Annotated in this window: 17 protein-coding genes; 12 read left to right on the top strand and 5 right to left on the bottom strand. The window is 56.4% G+C overall.

Annotation, left to right across the window (positions count from 1 at the left end; genetic code table 11):
* Positions 1 to 35 precede the first annotated feature (35 nt).
* From NDI87_RS01165 to NDI87_RS01140, 6 genes are all read left to right on the top strand, one after another.
* Positions 36 to 626, top strand: coding sequence for a hemerythrin domain-containing protein (locus tag NDI87_RS01165; protein WP_296272963.1), 591 nt, complete (start codon positions 36 to 38; stop codon positions 624 to 626).
* Positions 627 to 645: 19 nt separating this feature from the next.
* Positions 646 to 1,701 carry a cupin domain-containing protein gene (locus tag NDI87_RS01160; protein ID WP_296272962.1) on the top strand — a complete coding sequence of 352 codons (1,056 nt, stop codon included), beginning with the start codon at positions 646 to 648 and terminating at the stop codon, positions 1,699 to 1,701.
* Between the two features lie 89 nt (positions 1,702 to 1,790).
* A complete protein-coding gene (locus NDI87_RS01155) occupies positions 1,791 to 2,492 on the top strand; it encodes a fumarylacetoacetate hydrolase family protein (RefSeq protein WP_296272961.1) in 702 nt (233 codons plus the stop codon).
* A gap of 9 nt (positions 2,493 to 2,501) precedes the next feature.
* On the top strand, positions 2,502 to 3,140 hold the full coding sequence (gene maiA, locus NDI87_RS01150) for a maleylacetoacetate isomerase (protein WP_296272960.1): 639 nt from the start codon (positions 2,502 to 2,504) through the stop codon (positions 3,138 to 3,140).
* A 145-nt stretch (positions 3,141 to 3,285) separates the two neighbouring features.
* Positions 3,286 to 4,398, top strand: a complete 1,113-nt coding sequence (locus NDI87_RS01145) for an MBL fold metallo-hydrolase (protein ID WP_296272959.1) — start codon at positions 3,286 to 3,288, stop codon at positions 4,396 to 4,398.
* Between the two features lie 125 nt (positions 4,399 to 4,523).
* Positions 4,524 to 5,723 (top strand): GAF domain-containing protein, encoded by a 1,200-nt coding sequence (locus tag NDI87_RS01140; protein WP_296272958.1) that lies wholly within the window; start codon positions 4,524 to 4,526, stop codon positions 5,721 to 5,723.
* 505 nt (positions 5,724 to 6,228) lie between these two features.
* Here NDI87_RS01140 and NDI87_RS01135 read toward each other — a convergent pair.
* Positions 6,229 to 8,049, bottom strand: coding sequence for a tannase/feruloyl esterase family alpha/beta hydrolase (locus NDI87_RS01135; RefSeq protein WP_296272957.1), 1,821 nt, complete (start codon positions 8,047 to 8,049; stop codon positions 6,229 to 6,231).
* Between the two features lie 307 nt (positions 8,050 to 8,356).
* Complete coding sequence (locus NDI87_RS01130; RefSeq protein ID WP_296272956.1) at positions 8,357 to 9,235, bottom strand: AraC family transcriptional regulator; 879 nt, start codon at positions 9,233 to 9,235, stop codon at positions 8,357 to 8,359.
* Between the two features lie 607 nt (positions 9,236 to 9,842).
* On the opposite strand from NDI87_RS01130, the gene NDI87_RS01125 reads away from it, so the two are divergent.
* From NDI87_RS01125 to NDI87_RS01115, 3 genes are all read left to right on the top strand, one after another.
* The gene (locus tag NDI87_RS01125; RefSeq protein WP_296272955.1) at positions 9,843 to 11,591 is read left to right on the top strand and encodes a GMC family oxidoreductase N-terminal domain-containing protein; all 1,749 of its coding nucleotides are present in this window, start codon (positions 9,843 to 9,845) and stop codon (positions 11,589 to 11,591) included.
* A gap of 52 nt (positions 11,592 to 11,643) precedes the next feature.
* Complete coding sequence (locus NDI87_RS01120; RefSeq protein ID WP_296272954.1) at positions 11,644 to 13,095, top strand: aldehyde dehydrogenase; 1,452 nt, start codon at positions 11,644 to 11,646, stop codon at positions 13,093 to 13,095.
* A gap of 96 nt (positions 13,096 to 13,191) precedes the next feature.
* A complete protein-coding gene (locus tag NDI87_RS01115; RefSeq protein ID WP_296272953.1) occupies positions 13,192 to 14,094 on the top strand; it encodes a transporter in 903 nt (300 codons plus the stop codon).
* A 111-nt stretch (positions 14,095 to 14,205) separates the two neighbouring features.
* Here NDI87_RS01115 and NDI87_RS01110 read toward each other — a convergent pair whose 3' ends face one another.
* Both NDI87_RS01110 and NDI87_RS01105 read right to left on the bottom strand, forming a co-directional pair.
* The gene (locus NDI87_RS01110) at positions 14,206 to 14,388 is read right to left on the bottom strand and encodes a 4-oxalocrotonate tautomerase family protein (RefSeq protein ID WP_296272952.1); all 183 of its coding nucleotides are present in this window, start codon (positions 14,386 to 14,388) and stop codon (positions 14,206 to 14,208) included.
* Positions 14,389 to 14,422: 34 nt separating this feature from the next.
* Entirely contained in the window at positions 14,423 to 15,052 is a 630-nt protein-coding gene (locus NDI87_RS01105) for an NADPH-dependent F420 reductase (RefSeq protein ID WP_296272951.1), read from the bottom strand.
* Positions 15,053 to 15,200: 148 nt separating this feature from the next.
* On the opposite strand from NDI87_RS01105, the gene NDI87_RS01100 reads away from it, so the two are divergent.
* Positions 15,201 to 15,329: a hypothetical protein gene (locus NDI87_RS01100; RefSeq protein ID WP_296272950.1), complete on the top strand. Its 129-nt coding sequence runs from the start codon at positions 15,201 to 15,203 to the stop codon at positions 15,327 to 15,329.
* Positions 15,330 to 15,434: 105 nt separating this feature from the next.
* Here NDI87_RS01100 and NDI87_RS01095 read toward each other — a convergent pair whose 3' ends face one another.
* Complete coding sequence (locus NDI87_RS01095) at positions 15,435 to 16,340, bottom strand: LysR family transcriptional regulator (RefSeq protein WP_296272949.1); 906 nt, start codon at positions 16,338 to 16,340, stop codon at positions 15,435 to 15,437.
* Between the two features lie 162 nt (positions 16,341 to 16,502).
* Here NDI87_RS01095 and NDI87_RS01090 point away from each other — a divergent pair, with 162 nt between their 5' ends.
* On the top strand, positions 16,503 to 16,937 hold the full coding sequence (locus NDI87_RS01090) for a DoxX family protein (RefSeq protein WP_296272948.1): 435 nt from the start codon (positions 16,503 to 16,505) through the stop codon (positions 16,935 to 16,937).
* Positions 16,938 to 17,055: 118 nt separating this feature from the next.
* Positions 17,056 to 17,616: an NADPH-dependent FMN reductase gene (locus NDI87_RS01085; protein WP_296272947.1), complete on the top strand. Its 561-nt coding sequence runs from the start codon at positions 17,056 to 17,058 to the stop codon at positions 17,614 to 17,616.
* Positions 17,617 to 17,643: the final 27 nt, after the last annotated feature.

Genomic DNA, 17,643 nt, shown 5'->3' with positions numbered 1-17,643 from the left:
AATAGCAAACACTGCGACTTCGCAGAGAGGAACAAATGATCGATTCAAAATCCAAGGCCATCAGCATCATTCGCGCGGAACATCGGGTTTTAGGCGCCGTGATCAACAACATCAAAACGATGTTGCTTGAGGTGCAGGCGCAACGCATGAAAATGGATTTTTCGCTGTTCTGGGCCATGGTGTACTACATTGACGCCTTTCCCGACCGCCTGCACCATCCGAAAGAAGACGACTGGTTGTTCAGCCGTCTCAAGCAACGCACGCAGTTGGCGAATAGCCTGATTGACACGCTGCAGCGTCAACACCTGGACGAGCCGGCGGCCCTGGCCGCGATCCGACGCGATCTGGGGAACTTCGAGGCAGGTGTCCCCGGAAGTCTGGCGGTACTTCAGGCAACCATAGCCACTTACGCCGACTTCATCTGGAAGCACTTGCGTGCCGAAGAAAACGAACTTCTGCCGCTTGCCGAGGCTCACCTCCTGGCCTCGGACTGGGACGACATTGCCCATGCCTTTGCGCAAAACGCAGACCCCCTGGTCGGCTCGGCCGATAGCGAAATATTTGACGCGCTGTTTCACGACATCGTCAAACGCACACCGGCGCCCCTGGGTTTGGGTGCAGCCTGATTCATACTGGAGTACACATATGGAAGATAACAAACGGTTTGACACCCTGGGGCGTCTGGAAGATCTGCCGCAGGCCTACCGCGACCAACTCACCCAACGCAACCTGGTTCCCCTTTGGCCCAGCCTGCGCGGCGTGTTGCCGCCGAATATCCCGACGCGCAAGACTCAGACCACACATTGGCGCTATAGCGAGGTTCGTGAATTGTTGATCCAGGCCGGGGAGTTGACGCCCATCGAGAAAGCCGAGCGCCGCGTGCTGGTGCTGGCTAATCCGGGCCACGGCTTGACCAATATGCAGGCCAGCGCCGCCATGTACCTTGGCATGCAACTGCTGTTGCCAGGCGAACTGGCGCCGGTGCACCGCCACACACCCAATGCGGTGCGCATGGTGGTGGAAGGCGAGGGCGCGTGGACGTTGGTGGGTGGCGAAAAGTGCCCCATGCAGCGCGGTGACCTGATCCTGACGCCCACCGGCCTGTGGCATGAGCACGGCCATGACGGCAAGGATCCGGTGATCTGGCTGGATGTGCTGGACCTGCCGCTGGTCTACTACACCGAGACCTCCTACCACCTGGAAGGGCCCAGTCAGAGCGTCACTGAGGGCCAGGGCTTCAAGGCTTATGCCCGTGGTGGCGTGGCACCCACCAAGGTGTTCCAGCGCTCAAGCAAGGCCTATCCCATGCTGCGTTATCCCTGGGCGGATGCCAAGGCAGCATTGCTCTCGCTGGCCGAAGAACAAACCGGACCGGATGCCGTGCAGGTCACCTATGTCAACCCCGAGACCGGTGCAGACGCGGAAAACATTCTGGGCTTTTATGCGCTGATGTTGCGTCCAGGCGAAACGCTGCGCCTGCCAGCACGCTCACCCGCTCAGGTGTTCCACCAGATCGAAGGCCAGACTGATGTGCAAGTGGAAACCACCGGCTTCACCCTGGTCGAGGCCGACACTTGCTGTGCGCCTGGCTATACCGCCGTGACGCTGAAAAACCGGTCCGCCACGGCACCCGCCTTCCTGTTTGTGGCGGATGAAGCGCCATTGCACCGCAAGCTGGGTGTTTACGAGAACCGAGGCTGAGTCCCGACAAGCATTCTTGCAAGTGCCCGCGCGGTACTGCAGCCATCCGAGTAGATACCCCTTCAATATCCTTAGAAAGTAGCACGATCATGACCCAATACCTGTTTAGCCCTCCACCCGCAATGTCCGTTCCAGTTCGTGGCCTGGATGCTCGTTTTCCCATCAACCGCTTATTCTTTGTCGGCCGTAATTACCACGCCCATGCGGTGGAAATGGGGCGTCCAGTGGATAAATCCGTGGAGCGCCCCTTTTACTTCACAAAAGCGCCACAGACCCTGACGGATTCGGGCGCAACCGTGGCCTACCCACCCGAGACCAACAACTACCACTTCGAGATGGAATTGGTGCTGGCCATTGGCAAGGCGGGCTTTCGCGTGAAGGCGGAAGATGCCCACACGCTGATCTACGGCTACGCCGCCGGTCTGGACATGACACGCCGGGACTTGCAGTTGGTGGCGCGCGACAAGGGTCGCCCATGGGACCTGGGCAAGGACGTGGAGCAATCGTCGGTCTGCTCGGAAATCGTGCCCATGGCGGGTGTGGTGATTGACAGCGGCGCCATCGCCCTGGAGGTCAACGGCCAGACCAAGCAGTCGTCCGATGTGGACAAGCTGATCTGGAATGTCCGTGAAATCATTGCCGATCTTTCGCTGTTCTACCACTTGCAACCGGGTGATTTGATTTACACGGGCACACCCGAGGGCGTGGGGCCGGTGGTAGCTGGCGACAAGATCACGGGTCGCGTCGAAGGCGTGGCCGAAGTGGCTTTGACGGTTGGCGCGCCTGAATAAGCCTGCGACATGAAGCTCTACAACTTCTTTCGCAGTGGCACATCCCACCGGCTGCGCATTGCCTTGAATCTCAAAGGTCTGGGCTACGACTACGTGGCCGTGGACCTGCGCAAGAACGAGCACCAGGGCGCGGCTTTCAAGGCACTCAATCCGCAGGGCCTGGTGCCCGCGCTGGTGGATGGCGAGCGGGTGCTGACGCAATCCGTGGCCATCATCGAATGGCTTGAGGAGTGCCATCCCACGCCTGCGCTGCTTCCCACCGATGTCAACGACAGAGCGCATGTGCGGGCGCTGGCGGCGGTGGTGGGTTGTGACATCCACCCGGTCAACAACAAGCGCATTCTGGACACGCTGCGCGCCAGCTTTGGCGCAGACGATGCGGCCATCAACCATTGGTGCGGAACCTGGATCAGCGCTGGTTTTGATGCCTATGAAGCCCGGCTGGCGGCCGATACCCAGCGCTCAGGCTTCAGCTTCGGCAACGCGCCCGGCCTGGCTGATGTGTACCTGATCCCCCAAATTGAAAGTGCGCGTCGGTTCAAGGTAGACCTGGGGCGCTGGCCGCTGATCATGGAAGTCGATGCGAACTGCGGTGCCTTGGAAGCTTTCCAACGGGCCGCACCCATGGCTCAACCCGACGCATCGTAAATGGCATGACAGTTGGGGAATAAAAATGCATAGTTTATTAATAACTGTTCTGGCTTGGACGCAGATGTCTCAAATAAGTGGGATTGCACAAGCGTAGGTGCATTTCATTGTTGAGTAGTATTAACTTTTAAGAAGTGGATGTATCATGATTAATTTGTTATCTAGGCTTATATTGGCATCTGTTTCTATATTGGGACTAGTGTCGGCCCCAAGTTGGGCTGCAGATGAAAAAAGCAGTCAGAAGGTTGAATTGATAATTCTTGGTGCTGCTGCCGGCAGAACTTCTTACGGGGGACATCCCGATGGTGGTTTTTCTGCTGCAATCGCTGTTGGTGATATTCGTTATATTATTGATTTTGGCCGCGGCTGGCATGATCGATATTATCAGGCAGGGTTGGGTACTGCTAAATACAAAACCGGATTTTCTGGGCTTGAAAGTGTCCGGGCTGCATTCATTACCCACTTGCATTCAGATCATGTCGTTGGGTATCCCGAGCTGTTGCTTTTCGGCGCAACCGAAGGGCTACGTCGGAAAAAGGAACCGATTCAGATTTATGGTCCAGGTTCACGCGGCTCACTTACGCCCCAAAATATTAATTCTCCATCTTTTAAAGAAATTGTTAATCCCAGCAGCCCAAATCCAGGGACAAAGGAGATGACTGATAAAATTTATGAAGCATTTGCTGCAGACTTAAATGACAATATTCTTGATAGCGGGATGCCAAATCCGCATAAGTACATTAACGCGAATGACATCAAGATTCCAGATACGATCGTACCAACGCCTGACGGTGTACCCCCAAGAATGTCACCGTTTGAAATTTATCATGATGAGTTAATAAAGGTCACAGCTACTCTTGTTTCACATCCACCGATGTATCCGTCATTCGCATTTAGATTTGACACGAAAAAAGGTGCCATTGTGTTTTCTGGTGACACCAATAAGAGTGAAAATTTGATTGAGCTTGCAGACAATGCAAAAATACTTGTTCATGAAGTAATCAATCATGACTGGGCCAATGGCCTATTTCCTGTTCCAAGAACCGAAGATCAAGTGTCAAAGCTTGATCACCTCATAAAATCTCATACCGACGTTCGTGATGTTGGTGAAATCGCGGAAAAAGCCAAGGTTAAACACCTCGTGCTATCCCATCTCGCACCGCCAACAATAACCGACGCCGAGTGGATTAATTCGGTTAAGGGTTTTGGTGGTCGAGTCGATGTAGGGCGCGCCCTTTTCAGGGTGACGCTGGAGTAACGTCAACTGAACATAGCGACATATATTTCGGCCCTGCAAAATTCATTGTTCAAAAAACAGCCCAATCGGCCTGGTCAAAATCCGGTTTTCGGACCGCACCAATGCATTTTTCGGAAGAATAGGCCATGAAATCCCTCTTCTTCACTACCCACGCGGATCGGGTTGCACTGGCCCGACAACGGTATTTTGAAGAAGGTGAGCTGCCTTCAGGGATCGTCAGCGAAGCTGTGTTTCAGTCCTGGGCGAGATGCCTGAGACAGAAACAGGACCCGCGCGGACGCCTGGAGTTTCAGCCGGTGTCGGCCAGCCGGGCTCAGCTGGCTTTACAAAAGAACCGCTTGCTGCGCGATGCCTGGTTGGCAGAAGCCAATGAGTTGGGCGCAGTGTTGGGGGCCACGAATTGCGGTGCCATGCTGACCGATCCCAGCGGGGTACTGATTGGGGCCACCTGCTCCGGGCGCGTGCACGAAAAGATCACACCGGTGGCGCATCGCATCGGCGTCAACTTCGCAGAAGAGGCCATCGGAACGACGGCACCCGGCATTGTGGCGCGCACCGGTAAACAAGTCTGTGTACAGGGGGCTGAACACTTTTTCGAAAGTGTCAACTTCATGCACTGCGCGGCAGCCCCGATTCGCGACATCCATGGCAACCTGGCCGGCGTGTTGGACATGTCCAGCGAAGGGATTGCCTTTAATTTTGATGCGGCATCGGTGGTGGGCCTCTACGCCTCTTCGATCGAAAACCGTTTGCTGGTGTCCCAATCCAGTGAGCACCTGATCGTTCGTTTCCAGATTTCTCCGGCCATGCTGGATACCCCGATGGCGGGTCTGATTGGGGTGGATATGGAAGGCAGAATCGTCTGGAGAAATCTTGCTGCCTCCAGGTTATTGGGTCTGAACCAGGATGGCGACATGCCAGAGCCCTGCAAGGTTGACGAGATATTGCAGCGCAGCTTTTCTGATCTGGCTTCGGTTCGTGATGCCAGTCATTCTTTTTTGCGATTGCCCAACGGTCTGCTGGTGCATGTGCGTTGCGAGCTGCAGGCGCGCGACGGGCACCAGCAAATTTTTGCCATTGGGAAACCTGCGCAGGAAGCCCAGTGGGTGGATATCGGCCCAGATATTCCGTTACGCCGTTGGAGCGAGCCAGAGGAGGACGAAGCGCCGCTTGCGGTCGACCCAGCTGAGCCAGCAAGTCTGCGTGATGCGGATGTGGATTTGATTGCCAGAACGCTCAAAGAGTGCGGTGGCAATGTCTCCGCTGCGGCCAGGAAGTTGCGGGTGTCCCGTGGACTGATTTACCGCAGAACGCAGGGTGTATAGACACCACTCTTGCGCAACTTTGATTGTTTGGCAGGGAGAGAATCTGTATAAATCGAGGATCTGCAAATTGGCAGCATTTCCGATCACTCCTTTAGTCTCCATTGGCTTGCAGAAATATTTGGGAGAACACAGGGATAATCTAGCTACTGCATATTAGATTTGTCATTGCAATGACTTTTCCCCAAGTCTGAAATATTGGCCTGACTTGTTTCAGTAGAGCAGAGCGCCGCCAGACCAGACACGGCGCAGCTTATGCTGACAAAGTAGGCCGCTGGCATCCATTCTGTTGGTGTATGGCGTGTCAGACAAGTCGCAACGGTGGGTGCCTGTGCTGCCAGCATGAAACTGAGTTGTGTCCCGATGGCCATGCCCGACACGCCGACCATCGCGCTTGCCACCCAGGCCTCCAGCATGGTGGGTCTGGGTAACCTCGACAATCTGTAGCATTAACGGCGACGCCCTTAAGGGCGTCGTCGCAGTTGCGCTTAACCGTTCAGGATCAAGATTACTTGCACTCGTAGCTAGCTGCAGCCTTGAGGTCGGTTGCCCCGGTTTTAACGGCGATACGGGTCGGGTAAACGCACAAAGGCATCTTGACACTACCATCGAGCGAAGCAACTTGAATGTTGCCGGGGGCTGTACCCTGCTCAACCCAGTTCATCAAGGCGTTGAACATTTCATCGCGACCGGTTGTCGCCTGGTTCACAGGGTTATTCGATCCTTGGGGCAGTGGCACCAGATTTGCGCTGACTTGCTTGGTTGAGTCAGCCTTATCGTATTGACCGCTGAAGTTAAAACTTGACGTATGTGCCAAGCCCGGAATCAGGTAGAAGCGAGCAAATTTCTGTAATTCGGCAAGCCCGCCCATGGCGGCCATCGCGCGCTCGTAGTAGTTGATCGAGCCCTGCGCGAAGATCGCCGTGTCGGCCAGACCGTGATAGTGCAGAATCTTGTGGCCGCTGCTTTTGAGTCCGTTCAGGTCAGCGCTGTCAGACGCAACGTTGCCGAAACGTGTGCTGTTCATTGCAACCGCCAAATCAGAGGCTTCCGCCAATTTGGCATAGTTCAACGCCTTCCAAGCATCGGCACCCACGCCAGTCTTGTTGTAAAAATTGGTCGAAGCAAGGCTGGGGTTGTCCAGCGTCAGAGCGAGGAAGTCCGTCGCAATGGTCAACGGCAGCGCCGTGCCGCTCGAACTGCTGTTGGCCAGGAGCAACGTGGGGAAGGCACCAGCCAACAAGTTGCCACGCGGCACGCCGTACCACATCTGCTGATTCGCGGTGTTAATCGTCTTGCCGCTACCGAGGTCTGATGCCGGATCGGTATAACGGCCATCGCGCGTCTGGCCGTACCAGATCTTGTTGATAACCTTGGCTTCCGCCAATGTCACGCAGCTGGCTGCATCGCTGTTGGTTCCAGCCGTTGTGCCATCGATGAGCGTGGAGGTTGAGCAAACCGCAGCCGTGTCCTTTGCAGGGTCATATTGGCACGAGAGCGGGTCGAGCAACAGTCCAATGTTCAGCGTGTCGCACGCGGCAACCGCGCGGGAGCTGACCGCACTGAGCTTGGCTGGCGCGACGGGACCACCCAGGTCCTGCTGCATCACACTTTGCGTGAACAGCTCGCCCAGGATGAACTTGGGCCAGTTGAACGCTGGCGCACCGGCCAGCAAGCCATCATAGTCATCCGGGTACAACTGGGCGATCTTCCAAGCTTGGCGACCGCCCGTGGAGAAACCATCGAAGTAAGCGTATTTTTGCTGTTTGCCATAGTAGGCCTTGACCAACTCCTTGGTTTTGACAGCCGTGACGTGCATGCTGCGTTCGGAAAAGTCTTTCCATAGTTCGGTATTTGCCGTGCCATCGGCTTTCATGGCCCATTCGCCCTCACCGCCGCCGGCATTGGCAATGCCCGTGCCACCGGGGCCGCCTTGCATCCCGGAATGGCCACCATCGGAATGGCTAACAACGAAACCTTTGCCCACGGCCTGGTTCAGCTTCTGGTCGCCCTGGCCTGCGTTCTGGCCTAGGCGCGTGATATCGGTGTGGTAGCCACCCATCCAGCCGCCGCTGCCGTAAGTGCGGATGCGCTCGTTCCAGTTGGTGCTTGTAGGCAAATAAACCTCGATACCCACGCCCCGAGAATAGGAGGGCTCGGTCGTCGGCTCGGACGTATTGCCACCCTTGACCAGTAACTTGACCAAGCACAAGTCAGCAGCTGCTTTGATCGCACTGGCATCCGCCACGGGCGAGTTGGGGAGTTTCAGCAGGGCATCTTTGGTGAAAGGCTGGGCAAGCAACACCTCCGTGTCGGTGGAGCTGCCCAAAGCCGTCTTGATGCTGGCGGTATCGCAACTAGGCAATGAGACGGTTGTGGCGGTGTCGCTGCCACCGCATGCTGACAACATCATGGCAACACTGGCCGCGCTGGCTGCGGCCCATCGGCCCAGGTTCAAATGCAGGGCGGCGTGATTCTTGGTGGCAAGCGGGCCACCGGCTAAATAAAAGGTCATGAAAACTCCTCAAATTAATGTGCGATCAAAAAACCATTGACCGGATATTGAGAATATGAGTTCAGACCTCTACCGTCTTTCAAAAAACATTGACAAGCTGTCGAAATCGTGCTGTTAAGACTTAGGGTTTTCGAGCATCCGCAGGAGTTGTTCCCGCATATCGCCGAAACGCCTGGGTGAAGTGCGATTGACTGGAAAAGCCCAGCGCCAAGGCTATTTCCACGATTGGCATTGACGAGGTTGTGATGAGCTTAGTGGCCGCTTCCATGCGGCGCCGAATCACATACTGATGGGGTGATGCGCCCAAGGTCGCCTTGAAGGCGCGAGAAAAGTGGTGAGGGCTCAATCGCGCTTCAAGAGCAAGGTCGATTACGCTGATGTCGTCGCCAAGATGGGTGTCTATGTAATCCAGAACAACGCGCCTGCTTGCGTACGACAGATGCCCAACTGAAGTTTTGGGTGACCTTTTTACTGCATAAAACTCCGCCAGGCGCCCTAAGAGTGCCGACGACAGCCCTTCTACATACAGTGCACCACTGGGAGCGCCGCGCTCAGCCTCGTCGAACAACTCCTGTACCAGCCATTGAAACTTCGGGTCAAATAACTCATGTGTTGTGCGAACAGACAGGTCATCTGCTTCTGGCAGGAGGCGGGCTACATCGATTGGATCGATATATACGCCTACTGTCTGACCATTTTGCCCAGCCCAGCGGGCGCTGTCACGTTCAAAGTCACCTGAGTAAAGCTCCAACATGCCAGGTCTGGTGGACAGCTCGATTGTCTTGGCTCCAAAACGGTACCACCGACGACCAGTCCCACGAATCGCCAGCATCAGCATCGCCGATTGAACGCACGCTGGCCCCGTCTCAGCGGCGGCTGGTATGACGTTATGGGTCAAGCGCAGGCCGCGCCAGCCCTGGGGCACGCATAAAACTGGCTGGCCTGCCTCGTTGGTCACCGCAGTGGTCGAATCACAGATAAGCTTTGGAACGCTTTGCATCGTTGCTGTTGTCAGAATAAGACCTCGCTGCATCTAACGTGTCCGCGAGGCACGAAACTGAATTTAACACTTCTACACCCCGTACTCAACATCCCTTCGACACCAGTGGCACATTGCTGCTCAAAGTTTATCCAATGGCAATGCCTGATTTCTAGGCTGAACGACCGCCTTGGAAATGTTGATTTTGGCAAATGAAAGTGATCGTACAACCACCACGAATACCCGATGCTGCTCAAACGTGGATGCCCACTTTGATGAAATAGTCGTCTCAACGCTGATGTCGTCCCATGGTTGTTAAAGGCCGGTCTGGATGCTGGACTGGTAATTGGTTGATTCATATAGCTCATCTTGCACCTAACTTTTTGGTGTCTACCCGTGCGTACCCACCACGCAGGCTGTGTTCCGCCGCAGATATTGGCTTGAGTCCCGAAGTGATACAGGCCTGACGTGCCTGCAGTTGTTCTCAAATGGAACAGCCAGACCCTAGGGAAATCCCGAAGTATTTGAAACCGTAGCAAGTTTTTAAAGTTGGTATTCGGTGGCGCAGTGTGTGTGTATGGCAAGCGCCACTGGAGACAACTCTTCTACCACTACCAAATCAAATCGCATGACTATGACTACCGATTCAATAAACCAAAATGCCCCCTCGGATGGCTTGCTGGAGCAGCTTGAACGCGCCCTGATTGCCGGTCGTATGAGTCGCCGTGGCTTTATGCGTGCAGCCACCGCAGCCGGCTTCGCCACCGTGGGATTACACGCCCTGGCGGACGAACTCGATGCCATTCGCGCTAACCAGAATGAACGCAGCGCCAAGCTGCAAGCTGCTTACGACTATGTGGTGGTGGGCGCCGGTTCAGCGGCCTGTGCGTTGGTGGGCAGGCTGGCAACACGCAAGGACGCCTCCATTCTCATGATCGAGGCTGGCGACTGGGACGTGGCACCGTCGGTGATGGACCCGAGTGTCTGGTTCACCAACCTGGGCTCGGAACGGGATTGGAAGGACGTGGCCCTGTCCGCACCCAGCACCAACAACCGCGCCATTCCTGAACACATGGGGCGCGTGGTGGGTGGCGGCAGCAGCATCAACGCCACCATTTGGGCTCGCCCTTTCAAGGCCGACCTGGAGTTCTGGGCGGAGGCCAGCGGTGATCGCGCCTGGGGCTACGAGTCTGGTCTGGAAATATTCCGTCGCGTGGAAAACTGGCAAGGTGCGCCCGATGCGCGGTACCGTGGCAGTAACGGCCCCGTCTGGTGCCAGCCGGCAAAGGACCCGCACCCTGTTGCACCCGCCATGCTTAAGGCTTGTCGTGCCTTGGGCTACCCGGTGTTTGCCGACCAGAACGGCGCGCGTGAAGAAAGTGGAACTGGTTTCGCTCTGATGAACCAGATCATTCGTGACGGACGCCGTCAGAGCATGGCGCGTTCGTACCTGTACCCGGTCCTGTCGCGTCCCAATGTCACCGTTCTGGTAAACACCCATGTGGACCGTCTGACCTTTTCTGGCACCAAAGTCACTGGCGTGCAGATTGCTACACCAAGTGGTGTCAAGAACATCAGCGCCAACACCGAAGTGATTGTCAGCGCGGGTGGGATTAACACACCCAAGCTGCTGATGCTCAGTGGTATTGGCGACGAAGCGCAGCTGCGCCAGCATGGCATCAAGACACTGGTCAATGCCAAGGAAGTGGGACGCAATTTTCAGGATCACATTCTGCATGGCGGTTGCATCTGGGAGCCCAAGGAACATATTCCCCATCGCAACAGCGCGGCCAACGCAGCAGGCTTTCTCAAGAGCCAGGCATCGCTGGTATCGCCCGATGTCAACCTGGTGCAGATCGAGCTGCCCTATGCCAGCGATGTGGTTGGCAAGGAGTATTCACCTCCCGGCACCAGCTGGGCGCTGTGCGCCGGCCTGGTGGCGCCCAAGAGTCGTGGCGAGATCCGCCTGAGCTCGTCTAACCCTGCCGATCGCCCAGTGGTTGATGCCCGCTTCATGAGCCATCCGGACGATGTCAAGGCGCTGGCCTTTGGCATTGAGGTGTGCCGCGAGATTGGCAATTCAGCGGCCATGAAGGACTTCGTCAAGCGCGAAGTGGCGCCCGGCAAGACATTGACGGGCAAGGCTATGGAAGACTTTGTGCGCAACGGCGCCACCACCTACTTCCACCAGTCCGGTTCCTGCCGCATGGGCAAGGATGCGGAGGCTGTGGTGGACAGCAAGCTGCGTGTGAATGGTGTGCAGGGACTGCGCATTGCCGACAGCTCCATCATGCCGCGCATTGCCGGTGTGGCCACGATGGCGACTTGCGCCCTGATTGGCGAACGCATGGCCGACATCCTGACCCAAGGCGCCTGAATCCGCGCACACCAAGCGAACAACCCCGAACCATTAACCCAAGGAATACATCATGGAATCCCAACTCATTATTGACAACCAGACCGTGGCCGCCAAGTCCGGCGCCACATTCACCCGCAACCACCCCCACTCCGGAGAAGTGGTGACCCATGCCGCCGCGGGTGGCGTGGAGGATGCGGTGGCTGCGGTCAACTCGGCTCAGACCGCATTCCTGAGCTGGCGCCACAGCGCGCCCTCGGAGCGCCGTCGCCTGTTGCTCAAAGCCGCTGATGTGCTGGAGTCCAAGACGCCGCAATTCATCGAAGCCATGGGCGCCGAAGTGGGCGCCTCCGGACTGTGGGCCGGTTTTAACGTGCACCTGGCCGCCAACCTGTTCCGCGAGGCCGCCGGCATGGTGACCCAGATCCAGGGCGAGACCATTCCCACCGACAAGCCCGGCACACTGTCCATGACGGTGCGCCAGCCTGTTGGCGTGGTGCTGAGCATCGTGCCATGGAATGGCCCGGTGGTGCTGGCCGCCCGTGCCATTGCCTACCCGATTGCCTGCGGCAACACTGTGGTGTTCCGCGCCTCGGAAGCCAGCCCCAAGACCCACACGCTGGTGGCCGATGCCCTGGTGGAAGCCGGCTTCCCGCCCGGCGTGCTGAATGTGGTGACCAATGCACCCAAGGATGCACCAGAAGTGATCGATGCGCTGATTGCGCACAAGGCCGTGCGCCGCATCAACTTCACTGGCTCCACCCGTGTCGGTCGCATCATTGCGCAAAAGGCGGCCACCCAGCTGAAGCGCTGTCTGCTGGAGTTGGGCGGCAAGTCGCCCCAGGTGGTGCTGGACGATGCCAACATCGACGAAGCCGTGAAGGCCGCCGTGTTTGGCTCCTTCCTGTACCAGGGCCAGATCTGCATGTCCACCGAACGCCTGGTGGTGGACGAGGCGGTTGCTGATGAGTTTGTCGCCAAGTTTGCGGCCCGCGCCAAGGAACTGGTGATGGGTGATCCGCGTGTCAATCCGTCCTGCGTGATCGGCCCGATGGTGGCCAGTGAATCGGGAGCGCGCCTGAACGCCATGATTGACGATGCGTTGGCCAAGGGGGCCACCCTGGCCTGCGGTGGCAAGGCCGACGGCGCGATCATGCCCGCCACCATCGTGGACCATGTCAAACCCGGCATGAGCATTTATGGCGATGAAACCTTCGGCCCCATCACCACCGTGGTGCGCGTCAAGGGTGTGGAAGAGGCGGTGGCCGTGGCCAACGACAGCGACTATGGCCTGTCAGCGGCCGTGTTCGGGCGCGATGTGACACGGGCACTGGATGTGGCCATGCGCATTGAATCGGGCTCTGTGCACGTCAACGGCTCCACCGTGCAAAACGAGGCCCAGGCCCCTTACGGCGGAACCAAGAACAGCGGCTATGGCAAGTTTGATGGCCGCGCTGTGATCGATGAGTTCACCGAACTCAAGTGGATCACCATTGAGCCATCAGTGCAGAACTATCCGGTCTAACTAAATTATCCATCCCGCCAGTCCATCGGCTGGCATTGACTCATCGTCCCGCGTCGGGCGAGGGGCTCATCGTTTCAAAATAAACAGGAGATATCAATGAATACTTGCAACAATCTGAAATTGACAAAACTTGCCGCATCGATCCTGCTGGTGACATTGGGTAGTGCCGCGCAGGCGACAGAGGGCGGCGGTGGCGTCTACCCCAACGGCAACGAAAACTATATGGCTGGCGCATTGCCGCCCCCTGGAACCTACTATTTGACGTATGCATCCCACTATCAAGCGTCAACATTGCGCGACAACAGTGGCAACAGGATTCCCCTGGACTTTGATGTCCAGGCGGATGCCTTGGCATTGCGAGTAGTTCATGTCACGGAGCAGAAGATATTTGGTGGCCAACTGCTGTTCCATGCGGTCGCGCCGCTGGTCAACCTCAAGGTGCGGGTCGGAGGGAGCAACGACAGTTCGTCTGGTCTCGCTGACATGGTGTTCGGCACGGGCTTGGGCTACCACGCGTCAGACAAGCTCCACTATGTGTGGGCCGTGGACGTCACGGCACCCACGGGGAGTTATGACAGCAACAAGATGGCCAATCTCAGTCGGAACTACTGGAATATTGAGCCCGTATTTGCTTTAACCTATGTTCAGCCATCAGGTTTCAATGCGGATGTGAAGGTCATGTATGACTTCAACGGTATCAACCGCGCGACCAACTACCGTTCCGGTCAGGAGCTTCACGCCGACTATTCGGCGGGATGGGCACTGGGCAACGGTTGGACGGTGGGTGTTGGTGGCTTCGTCTACCGGCAAATCACGGATGACCAACAAAATGGTGCGACCGTTGCCAATAACAAAGGCCGAGCTTATGCAATCGGCCCTTCCATCAAATATGACAGCGGAAAAGGGTGGTTTTTGACGGCAAAGTTTGAGAAGGAATCTGGTGTAGTGAACCGTGCTGAAGGGTCAACTTTCAGGATCAAAGCTCTGCTGCCGTTCTAGATGATGTTCATCACCCTGCGTCCCAGCATAAGGAGGCAAGGTAAAAAAGGTGAGTACCGGCGCGATGCATGTGCAACGCGCCGGTAAGAAAGCACTTACTGGCAATCGGCGTCAGTCGCCAAACAGTTTGCCTTCTCCGGCCCAGTCCGAGGGCGCCACGTCTTCGAAGATGACGTAGATGTACTTCGGATCGGTTCCGGTGTTGCGGACAATACTTTCTGTGATTTCAGCAGCGACTGCTTGTTTGGTGGGGGTATCTTTACCTTCAAACCATGTGACACGTACGACGGGCATGACGATCTCCTTGCGTTAAAAAAAAGTGGCGTTATCAGGCACCGACCCAAGTCGGTGCAATGCCGGTTCCGCGGCCGGCGCCGTAACCGAAATAAATGTTCAGCCCAGCCAAAGGCTCCAAGTAGCGTGCGTTCTTCAGGCCGCCGGCATCGGCAGTGGCAAAGCCCAGGCTCTCAGCCAGTGCCTTGACGGATTGCTTGGCGGGTTCAGAGTCGCCCGCGTAGAAAACCGTTGCCTTGTTGCCGTCCGCCAAAGTTGCACCCTGCGCAAGTACCTGTGCGAACAGCGTGTTGAATGCCTTGACCACATGGGCGCCTGGAATGGCCTTGGCGATCTCTTCAGAGGCCGAAGTGTTATGACCCAGGGTCAAGCCCATGTAGTCCGCTGTCAGCGGATTGGTGATATCAACCACCACTTTGCCTTGCAGGTTGCCAACGGACTGCAATGCGGTCACCGCATCTGCGTATCCAGTGGCCAAAATGACCAAGTCCTTGCCTTCTGCAGCCGATGCCGACGTTACCGCCTTAACACCAGGATATTGAGCGGCCAATGTGGCGGCCTTGGACGTGTCGCGTGCGGTAACGCTGACTTCATGACCTGCTGCGCTGATTTGCTTGACGAAGGCCGAACCCATGTTGCCGGCACCGATAACGAGAACTTTCATACGATTTCCTTTCAATGGTTAATGAGTAAATTCACTGCCTTCGCACACAGTTTGAAGGCATGGGTGAACTGTATTTGTTTCAATGAAGAAGATAAATATGCTAATACGACATTAACTATTCCGATATTCACAACAAATGGATAAATTTATGGAAATGAAGACCTTTGCTGTCGTGGTGGACGGCGGCAGCTTTGTGCAAGCTGCCGATGCCTTGGACTGCAGCCGCCGTACTGGGCAACTGCGGTCCGAATGCACGATCAACCCTGCCGCCGGTTGACTGGCAGCTTGAAGCTCGCGTCGAAGACTCTTCGATTCGATTTCGCCGCTTTTATTCCCCAGATGATTTCCACCTATCTTTATCTGTTTGTACGAAGCAATGAGATCAGGACAGTCTCGCAAGCATGTCATGTAGCAAGTCGATGAAGACTCTTGTGTGCATCGGCAGCAATCGACGCCCATGTGTGACAGCCCAGGCTGTGGCGGTGGGCAGTTGCCATTGCGGCAGAACGCGTTGCAGTAGTCCTTGGCTGACCAAAGGCAAGGCGAAACGCTCAGACATGCCAAAGATTCCCGTTCCGCCCATGGCTAGCGCGCTTTGCAGTGAAATGGAGTTCGCCGCTACTGGGCCACGAGGCATTACCTCGCAGTGCTCATCCCCCCGACTGAGCGACCAGGGTTGGCTTTCGCCGTTGCTCCCAATGAGTGACAGACCAACATGGTTCGCAAGATCGCCAGGACCCTCAGGTATTCCGTGATGGGACAAATAGGCGGGGCTCGCGAACAGCCCATGCGGTAGCACGGTCAGTGGTCTGGCGACCAAGTTGGCATCGTCGGGCAGCCGGCGAGCAATGCGTACAGCGAGATCGAAACGTCCCTCCCGCATATCCACGCGATGGGGCGATATGTCCAGTTCCAAGTGGACATGTGGATACCGCGCCACGAATTCTTGTAAGAAATGCAGCAGCGACAGTTCTTGGAACTCGGGAGGAAAAGATACGCGCATGAGGCCTCTGGGAATAACTTGTCGGTTATTTGCCAGGTCGGATGCGGTAGTCAGTTCATCGAGCATGCGCTGCCCATGGTCGAGGATGCCTTCGCCGAATTCGGTCAGGGCGAGGGCGCGCCGCGTGCCCCGTGTAAGCAAGCGTTCGCCCAGCGCCGTTTCGAGCGCAGTGATACGACGCGAAAGCGTCGACTTCGGCATGCCGGTGCGCCGTGCTGCGCCCGCGAAGCTGCCGACTGCTGCCACATGTGCGAACAGGATCAGATCATTCGCTTCCAAGGTCAAGATAGGTTCCTTCGTTCCAAAAATGGAATGATGATACCCAACAAGAAGGACTAGTCAAGTCGAAACCAGCACCATAGACTACTCGAATCGGACAGGATGGAAACACCTCCGATACGTTAATTTAACCTTTACACCATACCCCTCCCCGACAAGGATTTGATCATGCTAGGCATCACTAAAGAAGACTTTACTATCCGCGCTAAAAATTTCGATTTGACCCAACCATGGAACTTGCTGCGCATCATCACAGGTGCTTTTATGTTTCCCCATGCAGCAAGCAAATTTGCTGCGGGTGGGCTGTCAGCCGGTACAGTCGGCTTTTTTGCCAAGGCAGGTTTCCAGCCGCCGGAGGCATGGGTGATTCTGGCTGCCCTGGTTGAGGCCGGCACTGGTCTAGCACTGGTTCTGGCTCTGTGCACCCGGTTTGCAGCACTGGGCGCAGCTTCCGCCTTGGCCATCGCAGTCTATGCGCTTCACTCGATCAAAGGATTCGGATGGCTCTGGAACATGGGCGGCTACGAATATCCAATTTTTTGGGGACTTACCTGTATCGCGGTGGCGTTGAACGAGTTCAACATCAGACGGGCGCAAGGCTGATGCCTGCTCGCTTCCGTGGTGGCGTGTTGTCCACACAACCTGGCGATTAGCCAAACGGACAGCCAGTTTGGCGGGCCTATCAAGCCAATCATCGATTCATTCTTCAGGGGAAACCAAGATGGCATTTAAAGTTCTGGCGATTTCCGGCAGCTTACGCAAAGCATCCACCAATTCGATGGCCTTACTGGCAGTTCGAAAATTGGCACCGCCCGATATGAGCATAGAGATCGCTGACATTTCCCAGATTCCGCTTTACAACGGTGATCTCCACGCCGGAGGAGAGCCGGCTTCCGTCATCTCGCTCAAAGACCAGATCCGCTCTGCCGATGCGGTGCTGATTGCGACGCCAGAGTACAACTTCTCTATCCCCGGCGTGCTCAAAAACGTGCTGGACTGGGTTTCGCGTCCACCCGAGCCGCCGTTCGACGGCAAACCTGTGGCCATCATGGGTGTCTCACCCGGCCCGCTCGGAACGGCCAGGGTTCAATACCATCTACGACAAGTCCTGGTGTTCATGAACACGTTTACCGTGAACAAGCCGGAAGTCTTTATTGGTCACTCGGCAAGCAAGTTCAACGCCGAAGGTGAATTGACCGATGAGACTAGCGCCAAATTTATCAACGAACTCTTGGCGTCGCTACAGTCGCTGACTAGACGCGTTGCTCCTAAGGACCAGTGAACGGCCAATCGGAAACGCCTCCAACCC

Origin of the sequence: Rhodoferax sp., from assembly GCF_023701345.1 — a bacterium.
Lineage (GTDB): Bacteria > Pseudomonadota > Gammaproteobacteria > Burkholderiales > Burkholderiaceae_C > Rhodoferax.
Note: the sequence above shows the minus strand (reverse complement) of the source record. Positions and strands in the feature narration are given on the sequence as shown.